General features: G+C 61.3%; 27 protein-coding genes. 20 read left to right on the top strand and 7 right to left on the bottom strand.

Going from position 1 to position 25,989, the window contains the following annotated elements:
• Positions 1-84 precede the first annotated feature (84 nt).
• Genes ASD03_RS04045 through ASD03_RS04025 form a run of 5 tightly spaced genes read left to right on the top strand, consistent with a single transcriptional unit; the run spans position 85 to position 5,280 of the window.
• Positions 85-1,581: a sugar ABC transporter ATP-binding protein gene (locus ASD03_RS04045; protein ID WP_025425889.1), complete on the top strand. Its 1,497-nt coding sequence runs from the start codon at positions 85-87 to the stop codon at positions 1,579-1,581.
• Positions 1,578-2,558 (top strand): ABC transporter permease, encoded by a 981-nt coding sequence (locus ASD03_RS04040; RefSeq protein WP_025425890.1) that lies wholly within the window; start codon positions 1,578-1,580, stop codon positions 2,556-2,558. Before ASD03_RS04045 ends, ASD03_RS04040 begins: the two co-directional genes overlap by 4 nt.
• On the top strand, positions 2,558-3,562 hold the full coding sequence (locus tag ASD03_RS04035; RefSeq protein WP_025425891.1) for an ABC transporter permease: 1,005 nt from the start codon (positions 2,558-2,560) through the stop codon (positions 3,560-3,562). Before ASD03_RS04040 ends, ASD03_RS04035 begins: the two co-directional genes overlap by 1 nt.
• A gap of 7 nt (positions 3,563-3,569) precedes the next feature.
• On the top strand, positions 3,570-3,884 hold the full coding sequence (gene rhaM, locus ASD03_RS04030; protein WP_025425892.1) for an L-rhamnose mutarotase: 315 nt from the start codon (positions 3,570-3,572) through the stop codon (positions 3,882-3,884).
• A gap of 4 nt (positions 3,885-3,888) precedes the next feature.
• A complete protein-coding gene (locus ASD03_RS04025) occupies positions 3,889-5,280 on the top strand; it encodes an FGGY-family carbohydrate kinase (RefSeq protein WP_025425893.1) in 1,392 nt (463 codons plus the stop codon).
• A gap of 181 nt (positions 5,281-5,461) precedes the next feature.
• Here the strand turns inward: ASD03_RS04025 and ASD03_RS40125 are convergent, their stop codons facing one another.
• Positions 5,462-5,722, bottom strand: a complete 261-nt coding sequence (locus ASD03_RS40125) for a hypothetical protein (RefSeq protein ID WP_146160866.1) — start codon at positions 5,720-5,722, stop codon at positions 5,462-5,464.
• A gap of 258 nt (positions 5,723-5,980) precedes the next feature.
• Between ASD03_RS40125 and ASD03_RS04015 the strand changes: the two genes are divergently transcribed.
• From ASD03_RS04015 to ASD03_RS03955, 13 genes are all read left to right on the top strand, one after another.
• Complete coding sequence (locus ASD03_RS04015) at positions 5,981-7,603, top strand: globin-coupled sensor protein (protein WP_025425895.1); 1,623 nt, start codon at positions 5,981-5,983, stop codon at positions 7,601-7,603.
• Positions 7,604-7,644: 41 nt separating this feature from the next.
• Entirely contained in the window at positions 7,645-7,938 is a 294-nt protein-coding gene (locus tag ASD03_RS04010; RefSeq protein ID WP_025425896.1) for an STAS domain-containing protein, read from the top strand.
• Positions 7,939-7,941: 3 nt separating this feature from the next.
• Complete coding sequence (locus ASD03_RS04005; protein ID WP_025425897.1) at positions 7,942-8,307, top strand: response regulator; 366 nt, start codon at positions 7,942-7,944, stop codon at positions 8,305-8,307.
• 19 nt (positions 8,308-8,326) lie between these two features.
• The gene (locus tag ASD03_RS04000) at positions 8,327-10,615 is read left to right on the top strand and encodes a chemotaxis protein CheA (RefSeq protein ID WP_025425898.1); all 2,289 of its coding nucleotides are present in this window, start codon (positions 8,327-8,329) and stop codon (positions 10,613-10,615) included.
• A 5-nt stretch (positions 10,616-10,620) separates the two neighbouring features.
• The gene (locus ASD03_RS03995) at positions 10,621-11,091 is read left to right on the top strand and encodes a chemotaxis protein CheW (RefSeq protein WP_025425899.1); all 471 of its coding nucleotides are present in this window, start codon (positions 10,621-10,623) and stop codon (positions 11,089-11,091) included.
• Positions 11,088-11,996: a protein-glutamate O-methyltransferase CheR gene (cheR, locus tag ASD03_RS03990; protein WP_025425900.1), complete on the top strand. Its 909-nt coding sequence runs from the start codon at positions 11,088-11,090 to the stop codon at positions 11,994-11,996. The genes ASD03_RS03995 and cheR overlap by 4 nt, the downstream gene beginning before the upstream one ends.
• On the top strand, positions 11,993-13,051 hold the full coding sequence (locus tag ASD03_RS03985; RefSeq protein WP_025425901.1) for a chemotaxis response regulator protein-glutamate methylesterase: 1,059 nt from the start codon (positions 11,993-11,995) through the stop codon (positions 13,049-13,051). Before cheR ends, ASD03_RS03985 begins: the two co-directional genes overlap by 4 nt.
• Complete coding sequence (locus tag ASD03_RS03980) at positions 13,051-13,440, top strand: response regulator (RefSeq protein WP_025425902.1); 390 nt, start codon at positions 13,051-13,053, stop codon at positions 13,438-13,440. The genes ASD03_RS03985 and ASD03_RS03980 overlap by 1 nt, the downstream gene beginning before the upstream one ends.
• Entirely contained in the window at positions 13,437-13,991 is a 555-nt protein-coding gene (gene cheD / locus ASD03_RS03975) for a chemoreceptor glutamine deamidase CheD (protein ID WP_025425903.1), read from the top strand. Before ASD03_RS03980 ends, cheD begins: the two co-directional genes overlap by 4 nt.
• Before the next feature lie 72 nt (positions 13,992-14,063).
• A complete protein-coding gene (locus ASD03_RS03970) occupies positions 14,064-14,456 on the top strand; it encodes a hypothetical protein (RefSeq protein ID WP_025425904.1) in 393 nt (130 codons plus the stop codon).
• 372 nt (positions 14,457-14,828) lie between these two features.
• The gene (gene fliF, locus ASD03_RS03965; RefSeq protein ID WP_025425905.1) at positions 14,829-16,505 is read left to right on the top strand and encodes a flagellar basal-body MS-ring/collar protein FliF; all 1,677 of its coding nucleotides are present in this window, start codon (positions 14,829-14,831) and stop codon (positions 16,503-16,505) included.
• An 839-nt stretch (positions 16,506-17,344) separates the two neighbouring features.
• On the top strand, positions 17,345-18,085 hold the full coding sequence (locus ASD03_RS03960) for a helix-turn-helix transcriptional regulator (protein ID WP_025425906.1): 741 nt from the start codon (positions 17,345-17,347) through the stop codon (positions 18,083-18,085).
• A 12-nt stretch (positions 18,086-18,097) separates the two neighbouring features.
• The gene (locus ASD03_RS03955; RefSeq protein WP_025425907.1) at positions 18,098-18,841 is read left to right on the top strand and encodes a helix-turn-helix transcriptional regulator; all 744 of its coding nucleotides are present in this window, start codon (positions 18,098-18,100) and stop codon (positions 18,839-18,841) included.
• Between the two features lie 114 nt (positions 18,842-18,955).
• Here ASD03_RS03955 and ASD03_RS03950 read toward each other — a convergent pair whose 3' ends face one another.
• From ASD03_RS03950 to motA, 6 genes are all read right to left on the bottom strand, one after another.
• Positions 18,956-19,396 carry a hypothetical protein gene (locus tag ASD03_RS03950; RefSeq protein ID WP_025425908.1) on the bottom strand — a complete coding sequence of 147 codons (441 nt, stop codon included), beginning with the start codon at positions 19,394-19,396 and terminating at the stop codon, positions 18,956-18,958.
• A gap of 5 nt (positions 19,397-19,401) precedes the next feature.
• On the bottom strand, positions 19,402-20,481 hold the full coding sequence (gene flhB, locus ASD03_RS03945; RefSeq protein ID WP_025425909.1) for a flagellar biosynthesis protein FlhB: 1,080 nt from the start codon (positions 20,479-20,481) through the stop codon (positions 19,402-19,404).
• A 235-nt stretch (positions 20,482-20,716) separates the two neighbouring features.
• Positions 20,717-21,748: a flagellar motor switch protein FliG gene (fliG, locus tag ASD03_RS03940; protein ID WP_025425910.1), complete on the bottom strand. Its 1,032-nt coding sequence runs from the start codon at positions 21,746-21,748 to the stop codon at positions 20,717-20,719.
• 29 nt (positions 21,749-21,777) lie between these two features.
• Positions 21,778-22,404, bottom strand: a complete 627-nt coding sequence (gene fliN / locus ASD03_RS03935) for a flagellar motor switch protein FliN (RefSeq protein WP_025425911.1) — start codon at positions 22,402-22,404, stop codon at positions 21,778-21,780.
• A gap of 60 nt (positions 22,405-22,464) precedes the next feature.
• Positions 22,465-23,412 (bottom strand): FliM/FliN family flagellar motor switch protein, encoded by a 948-nt coding sequence (locus tag ASD03_RS03930; protein ID WP_025425912.1) that lies wholly within the window; start codon positions 23,410-23,412, stop codon positions 22,465-22,467.
• 4 nt (positions 23,413-23,416) lie between these two features.
• A complete protein-coding gene (motA, locus tag ASD03_RS03925; RefSeq protein WP_025425913.1) occupies positions 23,417-24,295 on the bottom strand; it encodes a flagellar motor stator protein MotA in 879 nt (292 codons plus the stop codon).
• Positions 24,296-24,479: 184 nt separating this feature from the next.
• Here motA and ASD03_RS03920 point away from each other — a divergent pair, with 184 nt between their 5' ends.
• Positions 24,480-25,259: a DUF1217 domain-containing protein gene (locus tag ASD03_RS03920; RefSeq protein ID WP_025425914.1), complete on the top strand. Its 780-nt coding sequence runs from the start codon at positions 24,480-24,482 to the stop codon at positions 25,257-25,259.
• Positions 25,260-25,261: 2 nt separating this feature from the next.
• Positions 25,262-25,987, top strand: a complete 726-nt coding sequence (gene flgF, locus ASD03_RS03915; protein ID WP_025425915.1) for a flagellar basal-body rod protein FlgF — start codon at positions 25,262-25,264, stop codon at positions 25,985-25,987.
• The last annotated feature ends 2 nt before the right edge of the window (positions 25,988-25,989 follow it).

Raw genomic sequence — 25,989 nt, 5'->3', positions numbered from 1 at the left:
GCAATTTTGCAGACGTGGCGCCTTGGATGTCAGGCCCACAAATCAGGCGGATGGAATGTGTTGCAGGATACGATCACATCGCGGATGAAGCCCGCCATTGCGCTTGAAGGCATCTCCAAGTCCTTTCCCGGCGTCAAGGCATTGTCCGACGTTTCGCTGTCGCTCTATCCGGGCTCCGTGACGGCACTCGTCGGTGAGAACGGTGCGGGGAAGTCGACCCTCGTCAAGATATTGACGGGCATCTATCAGCCTGATGGAGGCAGCATCCGCGTTGCGGATGCGGAAACCGCCTTCCCGACCGCGCTTTCTGCTGCAAGGGCAGGCGTAACCGCCATCCATCAGGAAACGGTTCTGTTCGACGAACTGTCCGTCGCTGAAAACATCTTCCTCGGCCATGCCCCGCGCAACCGTTTCGGCCTGATCGACTGGAATAAGCTCAATGCGGATGCACGTGCGCTCTTGCATCGCGCCGGCGCTGATTTCGATCCGACGATCCGGCTGCGCGATCTCGGCATTGCCAAGAAACATCTGGTGGCGATCGCCCGGGCTCTGTCGGTCGATGCCCGCGTCGTGATCATGGACGAACCGACGGCGGCGCTGTCGCACAAGGAAATTCACGAACTCTACGCGCTCGTCGAACGGCTGAAGGCCGACGGCAAGGCGATCCTCTTCATTAGCCACAAATTCGATGAGATCTTCCGCATCGCCGATCGCTACACCGTGTTTCGCGACGGAACGATGGTCGGCGAGGGGCTGATCGCCGATGTCAGTCAGGACGATCTCGTGCGCATGATGGTCGGCCGCGCCGTCGGCTCCGTCTATCCGAAGAAGGACGTAGCCATCGGCGACCCCGTTCTGACAGTCTCCGGCTACCGTCACCCGACCGAGTTCGAGGACATTAACTTTGAACTGAGACGTGGCGAAATTCTTGGCTTCTATGGGCTGATCGGCGCGGGCCGCTCCGAATTCATGCAGTCGCTGATCGGCATCACCCGCCCGTCGGCAGGTGCCATCAGGCTGGATGGCGAAATCCTGGTGATCCGCAATCCGTCCGAGGCGATCAGGAGCGGTATCGTCTATGTGCCAGAGGAGCGTGGGCGTCAGGGCGCGATCATCGGCTTGCCGATCTTCCAGAACGTGACGCTGCCGTCGCTGTCGCGCACCTCGCGCTCCGGCTTCCTCAAACTTGCCAACGAGTTCGCGCTTGCGCGGGAATATACGTCTAGGCTCGATCTGCGGGCCGCCTCCCTCGATCAGGACGTCGGCACGCTTTCGGGCGGCAACCAGCAGAAGGTGGTCATCGCCAAATGGCTGGCGACCAAGCCGAAGGTGATCATTCTTGATGAACCGACCAAGGGCATCGACATCGGCTCCAAGGCCGCGGTGCACGCCTTCATGAGTGAGCTTGCCGCACAGGGCCTCAGCGTCATCATGGTCTCATCGGAAATCCCCGAAATCATGGGCATGTCGGATCGCGTCATCGTCATGCGCGAGGGCCGCATTGTCGGCCGCTTCGAGCGGGAAGAATTGACGGCGGAAAAGCTGGTGCGTGCCGCCGCCGGCATTGCGGAGGCCGCATGATGGCCAAGCTCCTGAAAAACCGTGAACTGCTGCTTGTCGGCGCGATCCTGGTGCTGGTCGTCCTGATCGCCTGGCGCTTCCCGCCCTTCATTGCGCCGACCAATCTGGCACGCGTCTACAACGACACCTCGATCCTCATCATCCTGGCGCTCGGCCAGATGGCCGTGATCCTGACGCGCTGCATCGATCTGTCCATGGCGGCAAACCTGGCGCTTTCCGGCATGGTCGCGGCAATGCTGAACGCCGCGTTCCCCGGCCTGCCGATCCCCGTCATCCTCCTGTCGGCCATAGCGCTCGGCGCGGTGCTCGGGATGATCAATGGGGCCCTGGTCTGGAAACTCGACATCCCGCCGATCGTTGTCACTCTCGGCACGCTGACGATCTATCGCGGCCTGATCTTCCTCTTGACCAACGGCAAGTGGATCAATGCCCACCAGATGAGCGATGCCTTCAAGAGCTTTCCGCGCACTGATCTTGCCGGCATTCCCGTGCTGTCCTGGCTCTCGGTCGTCACGGTCGCGGCGATCTTCCTGGTGATAAGCCGCACGCCGCTCGGGCGGGCCTTCTTCGCCGTCGGCGGCAATCCGCATGCGGCTGTCTATACCGGCATCGACGTCGGCCGGACGCGCTTCTTTGCCTATTGCCTCTCGGGGACGCTTGCCGGGCTGTCCGGCTATCTCTGGGTGTCGCGCTATGCCGTTGCCTATGTCGATATTGCCGCCGGCTTCGAACTCGACATCATCGCCGCCTGCGTCATCGGCGGCATCTCGATCGCCGGTGGCATCGGTTCGGTGCCGGGAGCGGTGCTCGGCGCGCTGTTCCTCGGTGTGATCAAGAACGCTCTGCCGGTCATCAACATCTCGCCCTTTGCCCAGATGGCGATTTCCGGCATGGTCATCATAACGGCCGTTGCCGTCAATGCGCGTGCCGAACGGCGCAAGGGACGCGTCATCCTCAAAAAGGCGGAGGCTGTCTGATGGCAGAAACGCATCTCTCCCCCCGCAACATTCCCGATCGCCTCGAAGGGCGCGGCGCGCGCCTGCTGAAGAGTTGGGAAAGCCTGCTGTTCGTCGTCGCCTGCCTCATCTTCATCGGCAATTCGCTGGCCTCACCCTATTTCCTCGACCCGTGGAACCTGTCCGACGCCACCTTCAACTTCACCGAAAAGGCGATGATCGCCTTCGCCATGGCGCTGGTGATCATTTCAGGCGAGATCGATCTCTCGGTCGCCTCGATCATCGCGCTCGCCTCGACGGCGATGGGTTATGCCGTCCAGCTCGGCTTCGACACGCCGGCGCTGGTGGTTGTCGGACTTTCGGTCGGGCTCGCCTGCGGCGTCGTCAACGGCCTGCTGATCACCGGTCTCGGCCTGCCGTCGATTGTCGTCACTATCGGTACGATGAGCCTGTTTCGTGGCCTCTCCTTCATCATCCTTGGCGATCAGGCCTTCACCGGCTATCCCGGAAGCTTCTCCTGGTTCGGGCAGGGCTATGTCTGGTGGGTGTTCTCGTTCGAGTTCACGCTCTTTGTCGTCCTGGCCGTGATCTATGGCGTCGTGCTGCACAAGACCAATTTCGGCCGCGCCGTCTACGCGATCGGCAACAACCAGACGGCCGCGCTGTTCTCCGGTATCCGCGTCGGCCGCGTGAAGTTCACGCTGTTTCTGCTCACCGGCCTGATGGCGGGGCTTGCCTCGATCTGCCTGACCTCGCGCCTCGGCTCCACCCGACCGTCGATCGCGCTTGGTTGGGAGCTGGAAGTCGTGACCATGGTGGTGCTTGGCGGCGTCAGCATTCTCGGTGGCTCCGGTACCATACCGGGGGTCGTGCTTGCGGCCCTGATCATGGGCATGGTCACCTTCGGCTTCGGGCTCCTGAACGTGCCGGGCATCGTCATGTCGATCTTCATCGGTTTGCTGTTGATCTCGGTGATCGCCCTGCCCATCCTGTGGCGACGCGCCCGCCGCCGTCTTGCCCACTGAGGTTTCCATGGAAAAATACGCCTTCCGTATGCGGCTCAATCCGGGAATGGCCGCCGAATATACCGCACGTCACGATGCCATCTGGCCGGAGCTGGTGACCCTGTTGAAGGAGGCCGGTATTTCGGACTACTCCATCCATCTCGACGAGGAGAACGATCTGCTCTTCGGCGTCCTCTGGCGAGCGGACGACCACGGCATGGCCGATCTGCCCTCCCATCCGGTGATGCGGAAGTGGTGGGCTCATATGGCCGACATCATGGAAACCCGCGAGGATAACGATCCGGTCGCCGTACCGCTCAAAACCGTTTTTCACATGAGCTGACCCGATGCGGATCGTGGGCGTCATTGACATCGGCAAGACCAATGCCAAGGTCGCAGCGGTTGATCTCGATCGCTTCGAAGAGGTTGCCGTGCGCAAGACCGCAAACCGTGTCGTCGCGGGCGAGCCCTATCCGCATTTCGATGTCGAGCGTCTCTGGGCCTTCGTGCTCGATAGCCTGACGGCGCTCCAGGCCGAGCATCCCTTGCAAGCGATCTCGATCACCACCCACGGCGCAACCGCGGTTGTCCTCGACGAGGCCGGCGACCTTGCCTTGCCGGTGCTGGACTATGAATTCGTCGGGCCGGATACCCTGTCGGAAGCCTATGAGGCCGTTCGTCCGCCTTTTGCCGAAACCGGCTCCGCGCGCCTGCCTATGGGCCTGAATGTCGGCGCGCAGCTGTTCTGGCAGCAGCAGACCTTTCCCGACGCCTTCGCCAGGATCGCAACGATCCTGACCTATGCGCAATACTGGACCTTCCGGCTGACCGGCGTGCGCGTCAACGAACTGACCTCGCTCGGTTGCCACACCGACCTCTGGAACCCGACGGAAGGCGCCTTCTCGACGCTGGTGGAAGGCCAGGGCTGGCGGCACCTGTTTGCGCCCGTCCGCAAGGCAGACGATATCGTCGGCAAGCTGCTGCCCGAGCTTTGCCTCGCCACCGGCATTCCCGCGGGTACGCCTATCTACTGCGGCATCCACGATTCCAACGCGTCGTTGCTGCCGCATCTGCTGACCCGAACGACGCCGTTTTCCGTGGTGTCGACCGGCACCTGGGTCGTGATGCTGGCGGTTGGCGCCGCCAAAGTGACGCTCGATGAACATCGCGACACACTGATCAACGTCAACGCTCTCGGCGACCCGGTTCCCTCGGCGCGTTTCATGGGCGGTCGTGCCTTCTCGCTGCTGCTCGGCGACGGCACGACGCCCACCGCGTTTGAAGACGAGGAGGCCGTCATTGCGGCAGGGCACATGCTGTTGCCTTCGCTTCCCGAAGGCTCCGGACCTTTCCCATCCGCCAAGGCGCGCTGGACGGTGGACGAGGAGAAGCTGACGCCGGCCGGCAGGGTCGCCGCCGTTTCTTTCCATCTGGCATTGATGACGGCGACATGCCTCGATCTCATCGGGGCGCGAGGGGATATCGTGGTCGAGGGACCGTTCGCTGCAAACGCCGCCTATTTGCGCATGCTTCAGGCGGCAACGGGGCGCCCGGTCCTTGCCGACAGCCACAACGTGACCGGCACCAGCCTCGGGGCTGCAAGTCTTGTCGACGGCCGCCACGTGCGGACCGGCGTGCAGGCCTTCGCCGGCCCCGTGCCTGAGAGCTTTGTGCACTATGCAGAAAACTGGCGGTCGCTAACGAAAAGCCATGTGCAACAGGCCAATGGCAACCAGTAACGGTGAAATATAGGAGAGTAACGGTGCCGCATGAAGTGCGCGGTTGACGACGATGGCGTTCGTTTTTTCGCTTAGAAAACCGAGCTGCGGTTCGTCGAGCGGTTATGCTCGAGATTGAGCACGATGGATACGGCCATCATTGTCAGGATTGCTGTGAGAGCGGCGCCAATTCCAAGAACAATCATTGTTCGTTTCCCGTCAGCGCATCGTCATGATGTCGCTTTGCTTGCTGCAAAGGTTTCTTCCGCGCGATCTGCGCCCACTTCACGTTCGCTTCGATACGCGAGCGCAAGTAGAAGTACAATTCTAAACTCTTGTGAGTGAAAACCTGTTGAAATTCGGGGTCAATAGTGCGGCATTGCTGCGCCGCAAAAACAGCGCCAGGAAACACCCGGCGAATTTTAGTGATTCCGGTTACAGGCCATCGACCGTTAACCTTCAAGCAAGGAATTAACCATAAACATTGTCCCACACGTCGGAATGGGAAAATTCACAGTCTCCTCAAGGCATGATGCCGCCCCGCCGTACCGGTTCCGGTCCGGTATCGATTCTTCACCGAATTTACTTGCGGGATGGACGATAGCAGACGCCCAAGCGGCGGGGGCTGATCTCATTGATGTGGCGTGCACGTCCGGTGGACCGTGGACCGTCCGGATACTCCCCAGGCAAATTCCAAGCATGCAAAGCCGGGGATTTAGCGTTGAGGCAGGAAGCATCGTCAGAACAGGCAAGGAAGGGCCAGGCAGGCAGTCTGCTGGAGCGCTTGCGCTTTGCCGGGCTCGACGACGAGAGTTGTTCCCGCGTCCGCGACACCAGGCAGAAACTTTCCCCTCGCATCGACGCAGCCCTTCGCGATCTCTTCCAGCGCCTGCAGAGCTATCCCGACGCAGCCCGCCATTTCGACAACGACCGGCAGCTCGATCGCCTGCAGGACATCCAGTCTTCGCACTGGAACGTGCTGACCGATGCCCGCTTTGACGGCCTCTATGCCGAGCGCGTCAAGGTGCTTGCCGACACATCGAACCGCATGGGCCTCGATCCGCGCTGGCAGATGGCAAGCCACGCCGTCGTGCTGGAACACTTGTTGGTCGGCCTCATCGAAGAGGCCTGGCCGAAGTCCTTCCTGCCGATGGGCAGGGGACGTCGCAAGGAACTGTGCGATCTGGTTGCGGCACTAGTCCGTACCGTTTTCGTCGACACCGAGATCGGCGTCTCGCTCCGCTTCAACGCCCTTCGCCAGCAGCATCAGCGCCAGCTCGCCGACCAGCACAGTGCCGACGAGCAGGCGGTAACGACCCTATTCGGCGACTTCGCCAAAGGCTTGAACGACGGCGACCTGGGCGTGCGCCTGTCCGAGAGCGCGCCGGATGCCTACCAGCCGATCGTCGCCAGCTTGAACGCGGCACTCGACACGATCCAGCAGAGCCTGCAGTCCGCCGATCAGCGCGGTCAGGCGGCGGAGACTTTCATTGGCCGTCTGCGCGACGGAGCGGCCGGTTTTTCCGACAAGGCGGCGGCTGAAGCCGATGCCCTCTCGGGTCAGCTCGCAGCGCTTGCCGACATGACCGAACGCATGGCGACGGGCTCGAGCCGCATCAGCGCCACCGAGATCAAAGCCACCGAGACAAGGGTTGCTGTCGAGCGCAGCGGCGAGATTGCCGGCCAGGCAATCTCCGCCATGGCCGACATCGAAGCGTCGGCCGAAAAGATCGGCCAGATCATCGGCGTCATCGACGAGATCGCCTTCCAGACCAACCTGTTGGCGCTGAATGCCGGCATCGAGGCTGCAAGGGCAGGCGACAGCGGCCGCGGCTTTGCCGTCGTCGCCCAGGAAGTGCGCGCGCTGGCGCAGCGCTCCGGCGAAGCGGCACGTGAAATCAAGCAGCTGGTGACGGGCACCAAGGCGCAGGTCGAGACCGGCGTCGAGATCGTCGGTCGCACTCAGGATGCGATCAGCAGCATCGTCCAGCAGGTCACATCGATCAATGCCGCCGTCTCCGGTATCGCCCGTGAGGCTGAACAACAGGTCGGCGATCTCAAGGGCGTTGCCTCTGACATCGGTGCGATTTCGCAGGCCGTGCAGGCAAGTGCCGCGATGGCGGGCGAGACGGTCCGGTCTTCCGACGACCTGCACAATGTCATCGTCGAGCTCGGCGAGACGATCCGCAGGTTCCGCGTTGAACGCCGCCACGCGGCCTCACCAACACCGGCCGCCAGCCAGGGACGCGGCCTCGTGGCTCCTGCGGCGATGGCCGACGATGAAATGGCGGCGCCATTGTTCGACGACGGTCCGCAACGTCAGTTCGCCGGTTGGCAACGCTGATCTCAAGGGCACTCAAGAGTTAGCAGTCGAGGAAAACAGGAATGGCCAGCAAAAAGACCGCTCAGAAGACGCTCAGCCTCGCTCCGGTGTTGGACCTGAACGAAGCGACAGCGCTGCATGAGAAGCTTTTGGGCCTGAAGGGCAGCGATCTCACGATCGACGCCTCGGCGGTCGAGCGGGTTGGAACGCTCTGCGTCCAGGTGCTGATGGCCGGCGCCAAGACTTGGGAAGAGGATCATTTGTCTTTCACCTTCAGCAAGGTGTCGGACGCTTTCGAGAAAACGACACAGCTCATCGGGGTCGATATCGATCACCTGATGGCAAAGGAGATTTGAAGAATGAAAAAGCGAGTTCTGACAGTCGACGACTCCCGGACGATCCGAAACATGCTTCTGGTCACGCTGAACAATGCCGGTTTCGAAACGATCCAGGCAGAGGACGGCGTCGAGGGCCTCGAGGTTCTCGAAGAAGCCAATCCGGATGTCATCGTCACCGACATCAACATGCCGCGTCTCGACGGCTTCGGCTTCATTGAAGGCGTGCGCAAGAACGACCGTTACCGCGCTATCCCGATCCTGGTCCTGACCACGGAAAGCGACGCCGAAAAGAAGAACCGCGCCCGTCAGGCCGGAGCTACCGGCTGGATCGTCAAGCCGTTCGACCCGACCAAACTGATTGATGCAATCGAGCGCGTAACGGCCTGAAGTCCGAGGATAGCCTCCAATGGATATGAACGAAATCAAAGAGATCTTCTTCCAGGAATGCGAGGAACAACTCGCCGAACTGGAATCGGGTCTGCTGAAGCTCAATGACGGCGACCGCGATCCGGAAACGGTCAATGCGGTGTTTCGCGCGGTGCACTCGATCAAGGGTGGCGCCGGCGCTTTCGGGCTCGACGACCTCGTCTCCTTCGCCCACGTGTTCGAGACGACACTTGATTGCGTTCGTTCCAACAGGCTCGACCCCGGTCCTGAGGTTCTGAAGGTGATGCTGAAGTCGGCCGACGTGCTCGCCGACCTGACGAACGCTGCCCGCGATGGCGGTAGCGTCGACGAGGCGCGCAGCCGCCAGTTGATCAAGGAACTCGAGGCGCTTGCCAACGGCGAGGTACCGCAGGCGTCGGCCGCTGCCGAGCCGGTCACCAAGGCCGCCCCGGTTGTAACGGCACCCGTCGCCAACGACGAAGGCTTCCAGCCCGTCGCGTTCTCCTTCGACGATTTCGAGGCAGACGAGCCGGCGCTGATGGAGATGCCGACCTACGAGATCGTCTTCAAGCCGAGATCCGATCTCTACGCCAAGGGCAACGAGGCAACGCTGCTTCTGCGCGACCTTTCCCGCCTTGGCGAGATGAGCATCCATTGCGACATGGACGCGCTTCCGGCGCTCGATCGCCTAAATCCGGAATCCGCCTACTTCTCCTGGAAGATCTCGTTGAAGACGGACAAGGGCGAGGACGCGATCCGCACCGTGTTCGAATTCGCCGAGTGGGATTGCGACCTCGAGATTTTGCTGGTCTCCGATGACACAGCCGCTCCGAGCGAAGAGCTGCCGATGCAGCCGGTGCCGTTCGACCTCTCGATCCTCGACGACGAGCCGGCTGTTTCGGTCGGCGTGATCGAGGAAGAAGAGCAGCTGGCAGCCCGGCAGGCGATCCGCGATGCGGCCGTCTCTGCCGCCGGCACGGCCAGCAACGTGCTGCAGATGGCCCAGTCGACCGCCCGTGCGCCTGTTGAAAAGTCGGCCGGTGCCGCCGCCAGTGCCGCGGCGCAATCCGCAGCCGCGCAGCAGGCAGCCGCATCCGCCGCGACACCGACCATCCGCGTCGATCTCGATCGCGTCGACCGCCTGATCAACCTCGTCGGCGAACTGGTGATCAACCAGGCGATGCTGTCGCAGAGCGTGGTCGAAAACGACGCCAACGGCACCTCGTCGATCAACATGGGCCTCGAGGAGCTGCAGCAGCTCACCCGCGAGATCCAGGACTCGGTGATGGCGATCCGCGCGCAGCCGGTAAAGCCGGTGTTCCAGCGCATGTCGCGCATCGTTCGCGAAATCGCCGACATGACCGGCAAGTCTGTCCGTCTCATCACCGAAGGCGAAAACACCGAAGTCGACAAGACGGTCATCGACAAGCTGGCCGAACCGCTGACGCACATGATCCGCAACGCCGTCGATCACGGCCTCGAAACGCCGGAGAAGCGTCTCGCCGCCGGCAAGAGCGCCGAAGGCACCGTGCGCCTGACGGCCAAGCACCGGTCGGGCCGCATCGTCATCGAGCTTGCCGACGACGGCGCCGGCATCAACCGCGAGAAGGTGCGCCAGAAGGCGATCGACAACGATCTGATCGCCGCCGATGCCAATCTCTCCGACGAGGAGATCGACAACCTGATCTTCCACGCCGGCTTCTCCACCGCCGACAAGATCTCCGACATCTCCGGCCGCGGCGTCGGCATGGACGTGGTCAAGCGCTCGATCCAGGCGCTCGGCGGCCGCATCAACATCTCCTCGAAGCCCGGCCACGGCTCGGTCTTCACCATGAGCCTGCCGCTGACGCTCGCCGTGCTTGACGGCATGGTGGTCACGGTCGCCAACCAGACGCTGGTGGTGCCGCTGACGGCGATCGTCGAGACCTTGCAGCCGGAAGCCGCCGCAATCCATTCGTTCGGCTCCAACCAGCGGCTGATATCGATCCGCAACTCCTTCTGCCCGCTGGTCGACGTCGGTCGCATCCTCAACTTCCGCGCCAGCCAGGCAAACCCGGTCGAAGGCGTCGCACTTCTGGTGGAATCCGAAGGTGGCGGCCAGCGCGCACTGATGGTCGACGCCATCCAGGGCCAGCGCCAGGTCGTCATCAAGAGCCTTGAGGCCAACTACACCCACGTGCCGGGCATCGCTGCGGCGACCATTCTTGGCGACGGTCGGGTGGCGCTCATCCTCGATGTCGACACGATCGTGGCCGCCTCGCGTGGCCATTCGCTGAAGGCTGAAATGTCTCTCGCTGCTGCTGGATGAATGCGATGACCTATGCCGCAAGGAATCTGACCACGGACGGACGAGAGCTGATTGCTTTCCGCGTCGGCGATCAGGAGTTCTGCGTGAACGTGATGTCCGTGCGCGAAATCCGCGGATGGACACCGGCGACTGCAATGCCGCATGCGCCGGCCTATATGCTCGGCATCATCAATCTGCGCGGCGCGGTGCTGCCGATCATCGATCTGTCGGCACGCCTCGGCATGAAGCCGGCCGAGCCGACCGTCCGCCATGTCATCATCGTCGCCCAGGTGAAGAACCAGGTCGTCGGCCTGCTGGTCGATGCCGTCTCCGACATACTGACGATTACCGATGACAAGATCCAGCCGACACCTGATGTCATCTCGTCCGAATTCGAAAGGAGCTTCGCCCGCGGCGTGCTCGCGATCGAAGGCCGGCTGATCTGCCTGATAGAACTCGAATCTGTCTTCCCGCAGGAAGAAAGGGAAGCAGCATGAGAAACCAGGCCATTCTGGAGCAGAAGCAGTCGCCCGATGAATGTTTGGCAAGCGGTGAGTATCCGCTGACGCGCCGCGATCTCAGTGAAATCGCAGCGATGATCTATGCCGATGCCGGCATCTATCTCAACGAGACCAAGGCATCGCTGGTCTATTCCCGCCTGTCGAAGCACATCCGCAACCTCGGTCTCAAGGGCTTCCGCGAGTACTGCCAGCTGGTCTCCTCGCCGGCAGGCGCTGCCGCCCGCCGCGACATGCTCTCGCATCTGACGACGAACTTCACCCGCTTCTTTCGCGAGAATCATCACTTCGAGCATCTGAAGACGGAGGTTCTGCCGGAGCTGATTGCCCGCGCCAAGGCCGGCGGTCGCGTGCGTATCTGGTCTGCGGCGTGCTCGGACGGGCAGGAGCCCTATTCGATCGCGCTGACGGTGCTGTCGCTGCTGCCGAACGCGGCCGATTACGACTTCCGCATTCTCGCGACCGATATCGACCCGAAGATCCTGACGCTGGCACGGGCCGGCGCCTATGATGCCACCGCGCTCGAAACGGTCAATCCGGCCATGCGCAAGCAATGGTTCGACGAGGTCAATGCCGGCGGCCGCTTCAAGTGGCAGATCGACGATCGCGTCAAGCGGCTCATCACCTTCAACGAGCTCAACCTGATGGCCCAATGGCCGTTCAAGGGGCCGTTCGATGTCATCTTCTGCCGCAACGTGGTGATCTATTTCGACGAGCCGACGCAGATGAAGATCTGGTCGCGTTTTGCCGGAATGCTCGGCACCAATGGACATCTCTACATCGGTCATTCCGAGCGCGTGTCGGGCGACGCCAAGTCGCAGTTCGACAATATCGGCATCACCACCTACCGCCATACCGGCAAGTTTCATGGAGGACGGGCATGACCGCACCCGCTCGCGTTCTCGTCGTCGACGACTCCGCCACCATGCGTGGCCTGATCACCGCAGTTCTCAATTCCGATCCCGGCGTGACCGTCGTCGGCCAGGCGGCCGATGCGATGGAAGCGCGCCAGGCGATCAAGCAGCTCGATCCCGATGTCGTCACGCTCGACATCGAGATGCCGAACATGAACGGCCTGGAATTCCTCGACAAGATCATGCGCCTGCGCCCGATGCCGGTCATCATGGTCTCGACGCTGACACACAAGGGTGCCGAGGCGACGATTGCAGCACTTGAAATCGGTGCGTTCGATTGCGTCGGAAAACCCCTTCCGGGCGATCCGAACCCCTTCGGCGATCTGATCGACAAGGTGAAGGCCGCAGCCCGCTCGCAGCGAAAGTTCATCATCACCGGCAACAAGGCGGCAGCGCCGACGGCGGCCAATGTCAACGGTGCCTCGGAATATCGGGCAGGGCGCAAGATCATCGCCATCGGCGCTTCCACCGGCGGCGTCGAGGCCCTGATCACCGTGTTGCAGAAGTTCCCGCCGAACTGCCCGCCGACTGTGATCACACAGCATATGCCGCACACCTTCACCAAGAGCTTTGCCGAGCGGCTCAATCGCCTGTGCGCACCGACGGTGCAGGAAGCAACCGATGGCGCACGCCTCGAAATCGGCAAGGTCTATCTGGCCCCGGGCGGCGAGCGCCACCTGCAGGTCTCCAATCCGACGGCGCCTTGCTGCCGTCTGGTCGATCGGGATCCGGTCAACGGCCACCGTCCTTCGGTCGACGTGCTGTTCGATTCGGTCGCCGAACTTGCCGGTCGCAATGCGATCGGCGTCATTCTGACTGGCATGGGCCGTGACGGCGCATCCGGTCTCCTGAAAATGCGGCATGCCGGGGCAAAGACCTTCGGACAAAACGAAAAGACGTGTGTCGTCTACGGTATGCCGAGAGTTGCCTATGAATTGGGCGCCGTCGAAACGCAGCTCCCCCTCGGTTCCATCGGGGAGGAGATACTGAAGACCGCGGCGTTCCGGAAGGAAGGAAGCGAATAATGTCCATCGCCGAAAAAATAAAAGTTCTGATCGTCGACGATCAGGTCACGAGCCGCCTGCTTTTGGGCGACGCCCTGCAGCAGCTGGGCTTCAAGCAGATCACCGCCGCCGGTGATGGGGAACAGGGCATGAAGATCATGGCCCAGAACCCGCATCACCTTGTCATCTCCGACTTCAACATGCCGAAGATGGATGGCCTTGGCCTGCTCCAGGCAGTGCGGTCGAACCCGGCTACCAAGAAGGCGGCCTTCATCATTCTGACGGCGCAGGGCGACCGCGCGCTGGTCCAGAAGGCGGCAGCGCTCGGAGCCAACAACGTGCTGGCCAAGCCGTTCACGATCGAAAAGATGAAGGCCGCGATCGAAGCCGTATTTGGGGCATTGAAATGAACATGGAAGCCGTCGGCAAGCGCGTGCATGTCATTCAGGGCGAGTACAAGGTCTTCAACGATCCCAATGTGGTGTTGTCGACCATTCTCGGTTCCTGCGTGGCCGCGTGCATGCGCGATCCCGTGGTCGGAGTCGGCGGCATGAATCATTTCCTGCTGCCGGGATCGGCGTCGTCGCCCGCTTCCGGCGGCGATGCGACCCGCTATGGGGTCCATCTCATGGAACTGCTGATCAACGGTCTGTTGAAGCAGGGCGCCCGGCGTGATCGGCTCGAGGCCAAGATCTTCGGCGGCGCCAAGACCATCGCCCGGTTTTCGAATGTCGGTGAGCAGAATGCCGCCTTTGCCCGGCAGTTCCTGCTTGACGAAGGCATCCGCATCGTCGGCGAGAGCACCGGCGGTGAACACGGCCGCAAGCTCGAATACTGGCCGTCGTCGGGACGCGCCCGTCAGTACGCACTGACAGGGGTGGAAACCCAGCGCACGGTCCAGCTGGAAGAGCGCCCGGTGATCGCGCCACGTCCGGTCGAAAGCTCCATCGAATTCTTCTGATCCTGCGGGGCATGCTCCGCAGGCGAACCACACGCCTGCACTATCGTCAGAAAAACCACGTGAGAACCGACAATGCAGACTGACTACCAGGGCCACATGCCGCACGTGGAAGAATCGCTGCCCGAAGTGTTGATGCGCGTCGTCACCGAACTTCACGACGTCGCCTATCTCATCGAACGGATCGAGCCTCAGCTGCTCGGCGGTCGGGGCGCCTCGGCACTCGACAATCGCGACGAGATGATGGTGCTGCAGGGCATCGATCTGGCCGTGCAGAAGACCCGCGGCCTGGCCGAGTTCATCGACACGATCACCGCCGTGATCCCCGATACCTGCCTCGTCGACGTGACCACGGCTGTTAGCCTGGTCAAGCTCGCCGACATGAAGAAGGCGCTGGGCAACGGCATGTTGCGTCACGGCCATTCGCAGCCGCTGACCAAGGCGGCGGGCGACTTTGAGGCGTTCTAAAGCCTTCCCAGGAAAAGTGCGGAGCGGTTTTCCGTCAGGGAACGCGTAAAAACAAAGAGAGCGTTTCCGCGCCCCGTTTAAGATGGACGCGCTCTTTTAAGATGGAAGCGCTCTGGCCTTTGGGCTGCATCGTCCGTCGGTGCAGCCAGATTTCTCTACAGCTATATCCCCCGATTTCCCCGAGACTGGCGGCGAAAGCCAAGTTCGCGCAAGTTTCGTTTCCTACGGTCCCGATCGGGGCTGATGGATTCGTGTGTGTTGGAAGTCGTTGCGGGGCACGCGACACCCACCAAACCCAAAATGTTGGAACTGCGCAGGGCGCTCGTCGGATGACCGGCTCGAATGTCCTGCGATACTGGGTGCGGAAACAGAATGAGTCTGTTGAATCAATTTTCGATGTTCACGAAGAACCTCGCCAGTCTGGGGCAAGGCAAGCTGATAGCGCTGGCGGCCGCCGGCATTGTCGCTGTCGGCATGGTCCTGGGGGCCGGTATCTACGTCAACAGGCCATCGTTCGAGACGCTCTATGTCGGGCTTGAGCGAAGCGACGTCACTCAAATCAGCATTGCGCTTGCAGAAGCCAACATCGACTTCAACGTCGGTGCGGATGGCGGCAGCATCCAGGTTCCCGTCGGCATGACCGGCAAGTCCCGTCTGCTCCTGGCCGAGCGCGGCCTGCCGAGCAGCGCCAATGCCGGCTACGAACTCTTCGACAATGTCGGCTCGCTCGGTCTGACCTCCTTCATGCAGGAAGTCACCCGGGTTCGCGCGCTTGAAGGCGAAATCGGCCGCACCATCCAGCAGATCTCCGGTATCGCCGCCGCCCGCGTCCACATCGTGATGCCTGAGCGTGGCAGCTTCCGTAAGGCAGACCAGAACCCGACCGCCTCGGTGATGATCCGCGCCAGCGCCACGGTCGGCCGCAATGCCGCAGCCTCCATCCGCCATCTCGTCGCCTCGTCCGTACCGGGGCTCGACTTCGATGACGTGACCATCCTCGATTCGACCGGCCAGCTTCTCGCCTCTGGCGACGATCCGGCCAACAGCGCCCTCAACCAGTCGCTGGGCGTGGTGCAGAATGTCCAGACCGAGCTTGAGAAGAAGATCGACAACGCGCTCGCCCCATTCCTCGGCATGGACAACTTCCGCACCAGCGTTACGGCTCGTCTGAACACCGACACGCAGCAGATCCAGGAAACGATGTTCGATCCGGAATCGCGCGTCGAACGCTCCACCCGTGTCACCAAGGAAGAGCAGAAGTCCAGCCAGCAGCAGCCGGACAATGCCGCAACCGTACAGCAGAACATCCCGCAGGCCGCTCCGCGCGGCGGTGCCGGCCCGCAGTCGAACGACCAGGCCGAGAAGAAGGAAGAACAGACCAACTACGAGATCAACAGCAAGACGATCGCCACCGTGAAGAACAGCTACACGGTCGAGCGCCTGTCGATTGCGGTGGTCGTCAATCGCGGCCGCCTTGCCGCCATGGTCGGTGAGCCGGTCGATCAGGCAAAGATCGATGCCTATCTTCAGGAGATGCAGAAGATCGTATCGTCAGCCGCCGGCATTGATGCGAACCGTGGCGACGTGGTGACGTTGAACGCCATGGACTTCGTCGAGACGCAGTTGCTTGACCAGGCCATCGCGGGTCCGGGTCTCATGGAGACGCTGACGCGCAATCTTGGCGGCATCATCAACGCGCTCGCCTTCGTCGTCGTCGCCTTCCTGGTGGTCTGGATGGGCATGCGGCCGCTGGCTCGGCAGCTCGGCCTTGGCGGAAGCTCCGGCCAGCTCGCCAACGAATCCGCCGGTCTCGAACTGCCCGATTTCTCCCCTGCGACAGCAGGTGCCGGTGGCGCCCTCATGGACGGCTTCGGCTCCGACTTCGGCTTCGACAGCACCGACGATCTGCTCAGCATGGGCGAAGACGCAGGCGCCTTCAACCGTCGCGTCAAGGAAGGACCGGAAAGGCGCCTTGCACGCATGGTCGAGATCAGCGAAGAGCGCGCCGCAAAGATCCTGCGCAAATGGGCTCTCGAGAAAGCCGCCTGATCACACACAGAAATCGTCTGATAGTGACAAATCCCGCCGCATCGGCGGGATTTTTCGTTTCGCAGGCGTTGCGGGTGCAGCGCTCTTGCCGTCGTGTCCCGTGCAAATATTGTGCGAGTCTCGGCGGTTGCCGGTATCGGCCGCTGAATCCACGGTAAGAATCGTTGTGCCGTCGCCCGAGTCATGGGTGCGGCCCGCGATTGTAATACTTTAACGAGATCTTAATTTTTAGATTCCGCCGTTGCTGCCCGGGTGCGGAAGGTGGGCCGGTTTACTGCGTCTGCCATCGTCAATACACAGATAAATTGGAATATAAATTGGGTTATTCGATAATAATTCTCGACGTATTCGAGTTTTATATATTGATAGACTGCGGTTGTTCGAGTGAATAATTGATGCATTTTCGCAACAGGCGTCAGTCGAAAGTAAAATTCGCCCCTGTTCGAAGCTTCTTCTGACTCTGGTGAATGACGAGATTTGGGCTGAATTTGTGCTCAGCGAGCCGCCCAGCGCTGCGCGAAATCGGTGCGTCAGCGGAGCAGGGGCAATTCGAACGGCAAAACTCTTTTAAATATCAACGCTATGTCAAAACATGTGCTGCGTGGTGCCCGGGATCGGACAATGCTGAAGCAGCATCTCGGCGAATCGTTTCATGAAAGGGTGGTGAAGTAAATAGCGAGAAGATGACGATGGTTTTTTTTGAGGACGGATGTACATTTTTAACATTGATTCGCGTCCTGAATTGCGACTGGTGGTGATATTCGGCTTGGGCCGGCTGTTGGCGGCGACAGTGCAAGCGCAGGTTCCAGGGCGGTGAATCCGGCACGGGGGCTGACATCATGGACATTTCGCAAGCAGACATAACTGTCTGGCCTTTGCCGACAGCGTCGACACGCCTACGCGGTGGTGGGCTTACGCGTGATCAGTTGTTTCGGCGGCTGGGCGACATGGCGGGGCGCGCCAACCTGGGAAGCGGGCTTGCGGCGCTGACCGAATATGTTGGCGCGAGCCATTATCTCCTGGCGCGATACGATCTCTCGCAGGATAACGGGCTCGACTTCGTCGTCTGCTCGGATTGGCCGTTCGACATCGTCAGACGGCTTTCGGGCATCATCATCGGACTTCATGCCAAGACGACCGAGCTTGAAAAATGCCTCTCGGTGCTGCAGCCAGTGTTCTATTCGCTGCCCGACGACATCGACCTGCCACGGGGCATCAGCCGCGAATATTGCGCGGTCACCTTCAATGTCGGACGGCTGCGCTTCTCGTTGATGCTGCTCGTTCCCGAGGATGTGATCCTGTCGCAGGAGAGCCTGCGCGATGTGACCCTGCTTGCTGGATACCTCGCAAGCTTCACCACACGCGCCGAAGTGCGGCACGATCGCGACTTCGACTTGACCGACCGTGAACTGGAGTGCCTGTCCTGGATCGCCGAGGGCAAGACGAGCGAAGAGATCGCCGTCATTCTCGGGATCTCCCGCAACACAATCAACAACTACATCACCAGCGTCATGCGAAAGACAGCCACGCGAACCCGCTCCGAGGCGATCGCCTATGCCGTCCGCAACAACCTGGTCTGAGGGGCGAGACTGATGACCCATTTCCTCGCCAGTGGACGCAACGACGACGACCAGCGGCACAGCCGTAGCGGCAGGGCGGCGCGCGCGGCCACTCTGATCACACGATTGCAGGCGATGCAGCGTCAGATCAACGCCAAGCATTTCGCCGTCCTGCGGCTCAACGGCAAGGGTATGGGCGCGGTGCGCAAGCTGACCTGCGTGCTCGACAACTGGGGAGTTTCCTCGGAAGCGAACGCGCATGATCTCATAACTCTTTACGGCGACGAGTTGACGGCCCATCTCGACACATCGCTGCTGCCGGTGCTTTGGAATGGCTCGGGCGAACATCAGGCGGCGGAGATGTTCGAGTTCGGGCACTTCGGCCACCGTCTGAAAGCGCGCAAGCTACCCTATTCCGGCATTGCCTTTCCCGTGCGGCTCGGTGCGCAGGGCAATGGATATGTGGTCTTCGCCGGCAGCTATGTCGAAGCGACGACCGAGCAGGTGGTTGATCTGCATGGCCGTAGCTGCACGATCATGACAGACCTTCTGGCGGCTGACGAGAAGCGCATGGTGCGGCCGGAGACGCTGAGTGATCGTGAGATCGCCTGCCTGCAGATGGCCGGCGACGGCCATATCAGCGAAGAGATCGCCGAACGGATGGGGCTCTCCGTCCACACGGTGAACGCCTATCTCGGCGCCGCCACGACCAAGCTCGATTCGGTCAACCGTATTCAGGCGATCGCCAAGGCTATTCGCCTCGGCTACATCAGCTGAAGATCGGGCGACCCGGAGCATTTCCAGGAAAAGTGCGTAGCGGTTTTCCGTCAGGAAATGCGTAAAAACAATAATATAGATCGTTTCTACGGCTCCGTTTAAACCGGAAGCGCTCTAACACGCCAGAGGCAGTTCATAGGATTTGATGAACTTCGCTTCGGTCAGGCTCTTTGCAAGGAAGGCCGTGTTCTCGTCTGGATCCGCCGACGGGTTCTGGAAGGTGATGTGGCTGATCTCGATGCCGGCGGTGTCGTTGCCGAGCGAGAGGCGTACGTAGATGGTGACGCCGCGCGGCTTGAGCTCGAGATCGAGCACGATTTCTGGCTCGCTGTCCCAATCCAGATTGTAATTTCCGCCGAGACCGAAATTGACCGTTCCGGGCAGGAAATAGAGCTCGGCGGCCGATTCAACGAGGTCAGCGAGGCTGGCATAGGATTCGAACCGCAGGAGAGCGATGAAATCCGCGGCGTCGATGAGACGCAACTCGGTCGCCACTGGGCGGATCGCTTCGGCTACTATCTGTTCCCGTCTCTCGGAGAATTCGCACTTTTTCATCGGCGTTACGTCATCCGTTTTGGTTGCGATTGCGCATGCACCCTGTGAATGAGTTCGGCAACTGCCTTGTAAAACACGGGTGGAATCACACTATCGACCGAGACTTGTGCAAACATGGAGCGTGCAAGCGGTGGATCCTCGAAGACGGGAATGCCGTTCTTCTCTGCGATCTCGCGGATTTTGAGGGCAACGAGGTCCTGACCAAGGGCAACGACCACCGGTGCGTCGCTTTCTTCGCGGACATAACGCAGGGCAACGGCATAGTGGGTAGGGTTGGCGATCACCAGGGTTGCCCGTGGCACCGATGAAATCATGCGCTTGCGCGCCCGATCGCGCTGCATTGAGCGCAGGCGCGACTTGACGATCGGGTCGCCCTGCGCCTGCTTCATCTCCTCTTTTACTTCCTGCTTGGTCATCATCAGTTCGGTGTACCAATGGTGACGGGACCAGAAGAGATCGGCGATCGCCAAAACGGCGGTGGCCAGCATGATGACGATCATCACCTGGTTGAGATCGGACGTCATCGTCGAGAAGATCATAACCGGATCGGAGAACATCAGATCGAGCGTCGCGAAGTAGTCGTTCCAGAGAACCAGCACGACGAAGATCGACACGACGATGATCTTGAACAGCGACTTTCCGAACTCCACCAACCCTTGAACGCCGAAGATGCGCTTCAGGCCCGCCATCGGCGAAATCCGGTTCATCTTCGGCTGGATGCGATCGAGCACCGGACGCGGCAGGTTCTGAAAGATCGACGAGCCGACGCCGAAGACGATGAGCAGCACGAAGACGGGAACGAGCAGTGCTGTCGACTTCCACGCGAGGTGCGTCATCAACGCGACGACATCCGTGGCGTTGTTCAGTCGCCAGGCTTCCGGCTGCTCGAAAATGTCCTTGAGCGCCGCGGCAACCGTGCTGGCGCCGTCGGTCAGGAAGAACACGAAGAAGATGTAGATCGCCACAGTCGAGGCAAAGGTGGTCGCTTCGCGGGAGAAGGGCACGTTGCCCTTGTCGGCGGCGTCGGAGATCTTCTTCTCCGACGGGGATTCTGTTTTGCTGTCCTTATCCTGATCGTCCGACATGCGACAGGAAATCTCCCGACCGGTTTCCACAAGACAGCGCTGATCTTGCGCTGTTTGTAGTGAACCCGGAAACTAGGGCAGACAAGGGCTTCGCGGGGGCAATCATGCCGGGTCAACAGGAAATGCGGGGGCCGTCGATCTCTCCAAAACAGGAACGCGGGCCAAGGGCCCGCGTTGTGGTTCTACGATCAGGCTTAGCGCCGGTCCTTGAAAGGATACCCGGCGACCGGATGGATCAGGCGGCCTGCGCTTCCTTTTCCTTCAGCTCCAGCTGGCCGCTTGCGGCAAGGCGGATCGCCTCCTGGGTGATCGAGCGGCGGGCGATGGCGATGTCGCGCGGGTTGATGCCGGCATCGCCCATGGCAAGATCGGATTCGATCATGCGGCGCTGGCGTGCGCCGATGGAGGCGAGCACCGATTCGCGCAGGTCCGAGGTCGAACCGCGCAGCGCCATGGTGATGATGTCGGTCGAGACATCGTTGAACAGCTGAACGCGGCTGCGCTGCGGCATGTAAAGAACGTCGTCGAAGAGGAAGATCTTCGGGCGAACCTTCTTGGCCGATTCGGTGCTGAGAGATTCGAGCGAAGCGAGCAGCGTGTCGACCTGCGGCTTGTCGAGCTCGTTCATCACCTCGGCGATCTTGGTCGGACCGGCGGAATTGCGCTCGGCTTCCATCTCGCCGATCATTTCCATGACGCGGTTCTCGATGATCGACGCAGCCTTCGGGCTGACGTCCTTCATGTTGACGGCGCGCTTCAGGATATCCGGCCTCTGCTCTTCGGAGAGCTGCAGCAGGACCTTCGCGCCGAAGCTCGACGGCATCATCGACAAGACATAGGCAATGGTCTGCGGATGTTCCTTGGCCAGCTGCAGCGCAACCGCGACCGGGTCGCATTCCTGCAGTCGGTCCCAGATGTTGGCTTCGTAGGACTGGAAGGTGGCGCGGCGCCCGAGCAGGCCGTCGACTTCGTCCGGGGTCAGGCCTTCCTCGAGAATGCTCTCGATCGCCTTGGCATTGTCCATGAGGCCGGCGCCCTCGGTGAACAGGTCTTCGAATTCGTTGACCAGCGCTTCCAGTTCGTGGGGAGGGATGGCCCGCAGCGACTGCGCCGAAGCGATGATCGCCTGCAGCTCGCTCTGGGTGAAGAACTTCAGCAGCTTTCCGGCGACGGTCTTGCCCATCGCGAGCAGAACGGCTGCTGCCTTGTCGGTCTGGTTGAGAGGTCTGGAGAGTGCCTGAGCCTCAAAACTTTCGAAATCCATCATGGATTCATCCCTCGCCCAATGATTGGGTTCTATGACTTCTTGCTGCCCTTGATCTCGATGAGCTTGACGCCGAACCGGGTGTCGTCGCCTTCGAGAACGGTAATTTCACCACGGCCGATGATCCGGCCGTTGACCATGATTTCGACCGGTTCGCCGATCCGCCGGTCGAGCGAGATCGTCGCGCCTTCGGTCAGGTTCATGAGACCCGATACCTGCATTCGGCTGGTGCCGAGAACGATCTGAACATCGATCGGAATATCCATGATCAGGTCGAGATTGGCGGTCATGCCGCTGCCGGGCGGCGTGTCGGTGACGGTTTCACCGGCATCGAAGTCCGATGCGCCGAAATCGCTGGCGCCGAAGCTGCCGCCGCCGAAATCCGTGGTGGCCGGGGTCTCCGACAGATCGTTGCCAAAGGTGTCCGAACCGAAGTCGCCGCCAAAGGCGCCAAGACCATCGGCCGGAGCGGCGAATTCGCCGCCGAATTCGCCTGCGCCACTGAGCGTGTCTACGCTGCCGAACTCGGCGCCGAAGCCAGCCGGCGCGTCCGTGTCTTTCTTGAGAACACCGCGCAGATCGTCGATCGCCTGGTCGAGTTCCATGTCTCCGACAGCGAGTGCGGCCTGTTCGTTGATTGGTGCTTTCTTGGGTGCCATGTGCGAACTATTCCAGTTGAAGCTTGCCTCAGGCCTACTGCCTGGCGACGGCGAGCCGAATTAACTCATGATGTGGCGAAGGATGTCCTGTTCGGAGCCGTGGGTATCCTTGACCCGCACGGTGTATTTCGCACCCGATCGGCCGAACTCGCAGACGTAGAGATCGCGGCCGTTGGCGTTCACGTCGACGCGAACGTCCTGGGCATCGTGGAAGGGAATGACGTCGCCGGCCCGGAGGCGGCTGATCGTCTCGAGTGTCAGGCTTTCAAGCCGGATGCGTGCCTCGATGGTGACGGCGGAGCGGCGAACCTGCTCCTCCATCTGTTCGGTCCATTCGGACTTCTGCTTGCGGTTCTGGCCGGCACCCTTCGGAAAGACGATCTGCGTCTTCAACAGCACGCTTTGCGGCACGATGATCGAGAAGGTCGACAAAACAGGGCCGAAACCGATCGTCATGTCGATCGCTGCCGCATGAACGTCCTCGACCGCAGGGTCGGGCTTGCCGCGGGAAGCACTGTTGTGGGCGCGGGCAACGATCGGCTCGAAGCCGCCCGACGCGTTGACGGCGGTGCGAAGCACGTCGGCGATCTTCTCGAAGATCGGTTGGGCGACGTCGATTTCGATCGGGGAAAGTGTGCGCGGTTGCGGCTCTTCGATATCGGTCGGCTCCGCGCCCAACAGCGCCTCGACCATGGTGATGATGATCGGGCTGTCGCAGCTGATCAGAAAGTCGGGGCACCAGTTGCGCAAGCAGATGTCGCTGATCAGCACGCCGTTGCCGAGCTCGGCGATCAGGCTGTTGCGCAGGCCCGTGCGGAAGCCCGCATAGCCGATGGCGATGTCGAGGCCGGTTTCCGCCTTGCAGATGTCGGGAAGGAATTCGCCGAACACCTGGCCGAGATCGAGCGCCACCCGGCCGATCGCGCGGTCGTCGCCGAGCGCGCCGGTCATGCGCGCCAGCAGTTTCCTGTCGAAGGGATGAACGTTTGTCGGTGTTCCTGATGTCATGGGATCAAGCCGCCTTGCTTTCGCTGCCGCCGCCGGGGTTCATCATCTCCTGCTCGACGGCGTCGATCGAAGGACGCTCATAGGCCGAAATCGTCTTGCGGCCGTATTCAAGCGCGACCTGCGGAACCGAGCCGTTCATGTAGGCAAGCAGCGTCTGCTTGACGATGATGTAGAGCCGGTTCTGTTTTTCGCGGACGGATTTGATGTTCGCGACCAGCGGAGCGACGATCGAGTAGGAGAGGAACACGCCGAGCAGGGTGCCGACGAGTGCGGCGGCGATCTTGGCGCCGAGAACCTCAGGCGCTTCGCTGATCGCGCCCATCGCCTTGATGACGCCGAGAACCGCCGCGACGATGCCGATCGCCGGGAAGGCGTCGCCCATGATCGTCAGCGCGTGGTAGGACTTCATCTTGTCGTGGGTGATCGTCTGGATTTCTTCATCCATCAGCGCCTCGATCTCATGCGAGCGGGCGTTGCCGATGATGATCAGGCGGACGTAGTCGCAGATGAAGGCCGTCAGTTCCTTGTTTTTCAGCACGGTCGGCGCCGACAGGAAGATCGAGGATTCTTCGGGGTTGTCGATGTGGCTTTCGATCTCGTTGCGCGACTTGGTTCTCAGATCGCGCATCAGCGAGTAGAGAACGCCGAGCGTGTCGAGATACTCCCGCTCCTTGGGAACCTTATGGCGAAACGCTTCGCCGAGAGCCTTTCCGGTATCCTTCACCACCTTCATGGAGTTGGCCATGATGAAGCCGCCGATACCGGCGCCGCCGATGATCAGCAGTTCGAAAGGCTGGTTGAGGACTTCCATGTGGCCGCCCATGGCCACGTAGCCGCCGAGAATACAGCCGAAAGTCACAAGAAGCCCGATGATGATGTTCATTTTCGATACCTGACACGATCCCATTTTCGTCTAACGGGATAAGGTTTCTTCCTTGCGTGAGGCTGGCCGTCGAAGCGGCGGAAATCATTGCGGTGGAACAGGTTCGCGCAAGCCAATCCGGTCAGGATTTGCTATGGCCGGCTCTCCAGTCGCGCCCGTCTCACTCCGCTAAGGGCGACCGATCGTGACCACGACCTATACGAGCTACAAGCTGATTACGGCCGACTTGGGCAAGTCGCTGGAGCGCGTCGCCGAGGAACCGGACGTCGCCCGCGAGACCGAATATTATCTTTCGAAGATCGGCGACATAAAAACGATCGACCAGTTTTTCGCTGACACGCGCCTCTACAACTATGCGATCAAGGCGCACGGTCTCGAAGACATGGGCTACGCCAAGGCCTTCATGCGCAAGGTCTTGACCGAGGGCGTCGACAACGAGGATGCCTTCGCCAACAAGTTGACCGACAGCCGCTACAAGCAGCTGGCCGAATCGCTGAATTTCGCCCTTCACGGCGAGGCGGCCACCTCCTTCGATCGCGCCCAGAAGGGCGTCGTCGACAAATACGCCCGCCAGACGCTCGAGCAGAGTGCCGGCGAGGAGAACGCCGGCGTGCGGCTCGCGCTCTATTTCGCCCGCATGGCGCCGTCGATATCAAGCGGTTACGCCATCATTGCCGACGAGGCGCTGGCGCAGGTGGTGCGCACCACGCTGCAGCTGCCCGACGAATTCGCCGGCACCGAGGTCGACCGTCAGGCGGCCGCCTATGAGGACGCAATCGACCTCAAGGACTTCCAGGATCCGGCCAAGCTGACGGACTTTCTCGATCGCTTTACGGCGCTTTGGGAAATCAACAATTCAACGGACGGTTACGACCCGCTTGCGGTTTTCGGCGCGTCGAGCGGCTACGGCATCTCTTCCGACCTGCTCCTGTCCATCAACAGCCTGAAACTCGGGGGACGCTGAACGTGCAGACCGGTCTTTACGTTGCGATTTCGTCGCAGATGGCGCTTGAAAAGCGTCTCAATACACTTGCCGACAATATCGCAAACTCGGGCACCGTCGGTTTCCGCGGCACGGAAGTGAAGTTCAACCAGATGCTCGGCGATACCAAGCCGACCAAGGTTTCCTACGTCAGCAAGGGCGAAGAGTTCCTCAATAGCAGCAACGGTTCGCTGACGCGCACCGGAGGCATGTTCGATTTTGCCGTCAAAGGCGATGCCTGGTTTCAGATCGACACGCCCTCGGGTCCGGCGCTGACGCGCGACGGTCGCTTCACGCTGACCGAAACCGGCGAACTGGTCACCATTCGCGGCTATCCGGTTCTCGACGCCGGCGGCGCGCCGATCCAGATCAATGGCTCGGGCGGCGACGTGACCGTCGGCGCCGACGGTGCCCTGCACCAGAACGGTGTCGCGGTCGCCTCGCTCGGCCTCTACCAGGCCGACTTCAGCAAGGGCTTCATGCGCCTCGACAACAGTGCGGTGCTTCCGGCGGTACAGCCGGAACCGGTCGTCGATCGCTTCGATGTCGGCGTCATGCAGGGGTTCCTCGAAGAATCCAACGTCAACGCCATCGCGGAAATGTCGCAGCTGATCATGGTCACCCGCGCGTTCGACAACATCACCGCGCTGATGCGTGACAGCGAAGGGTCGCTCGACGAAGCGATCAAGACGCTCGGTGGCAGCCGCTAAGG

The organism is Ensifer sp. Root127, from assembly GCF_001425225.1.
Taxonomy (GTDB): Bacteria; Pseudomonadota; Alphaproteobacteria; order Rhizobiales; family Rhizobiaceae; genus Ensifer; species Ensifer canadensis.
Note: the sequence above shows the minus strand (reverse complement) of the source record. Positions and strands in the feature narration are given on the sequence as shown.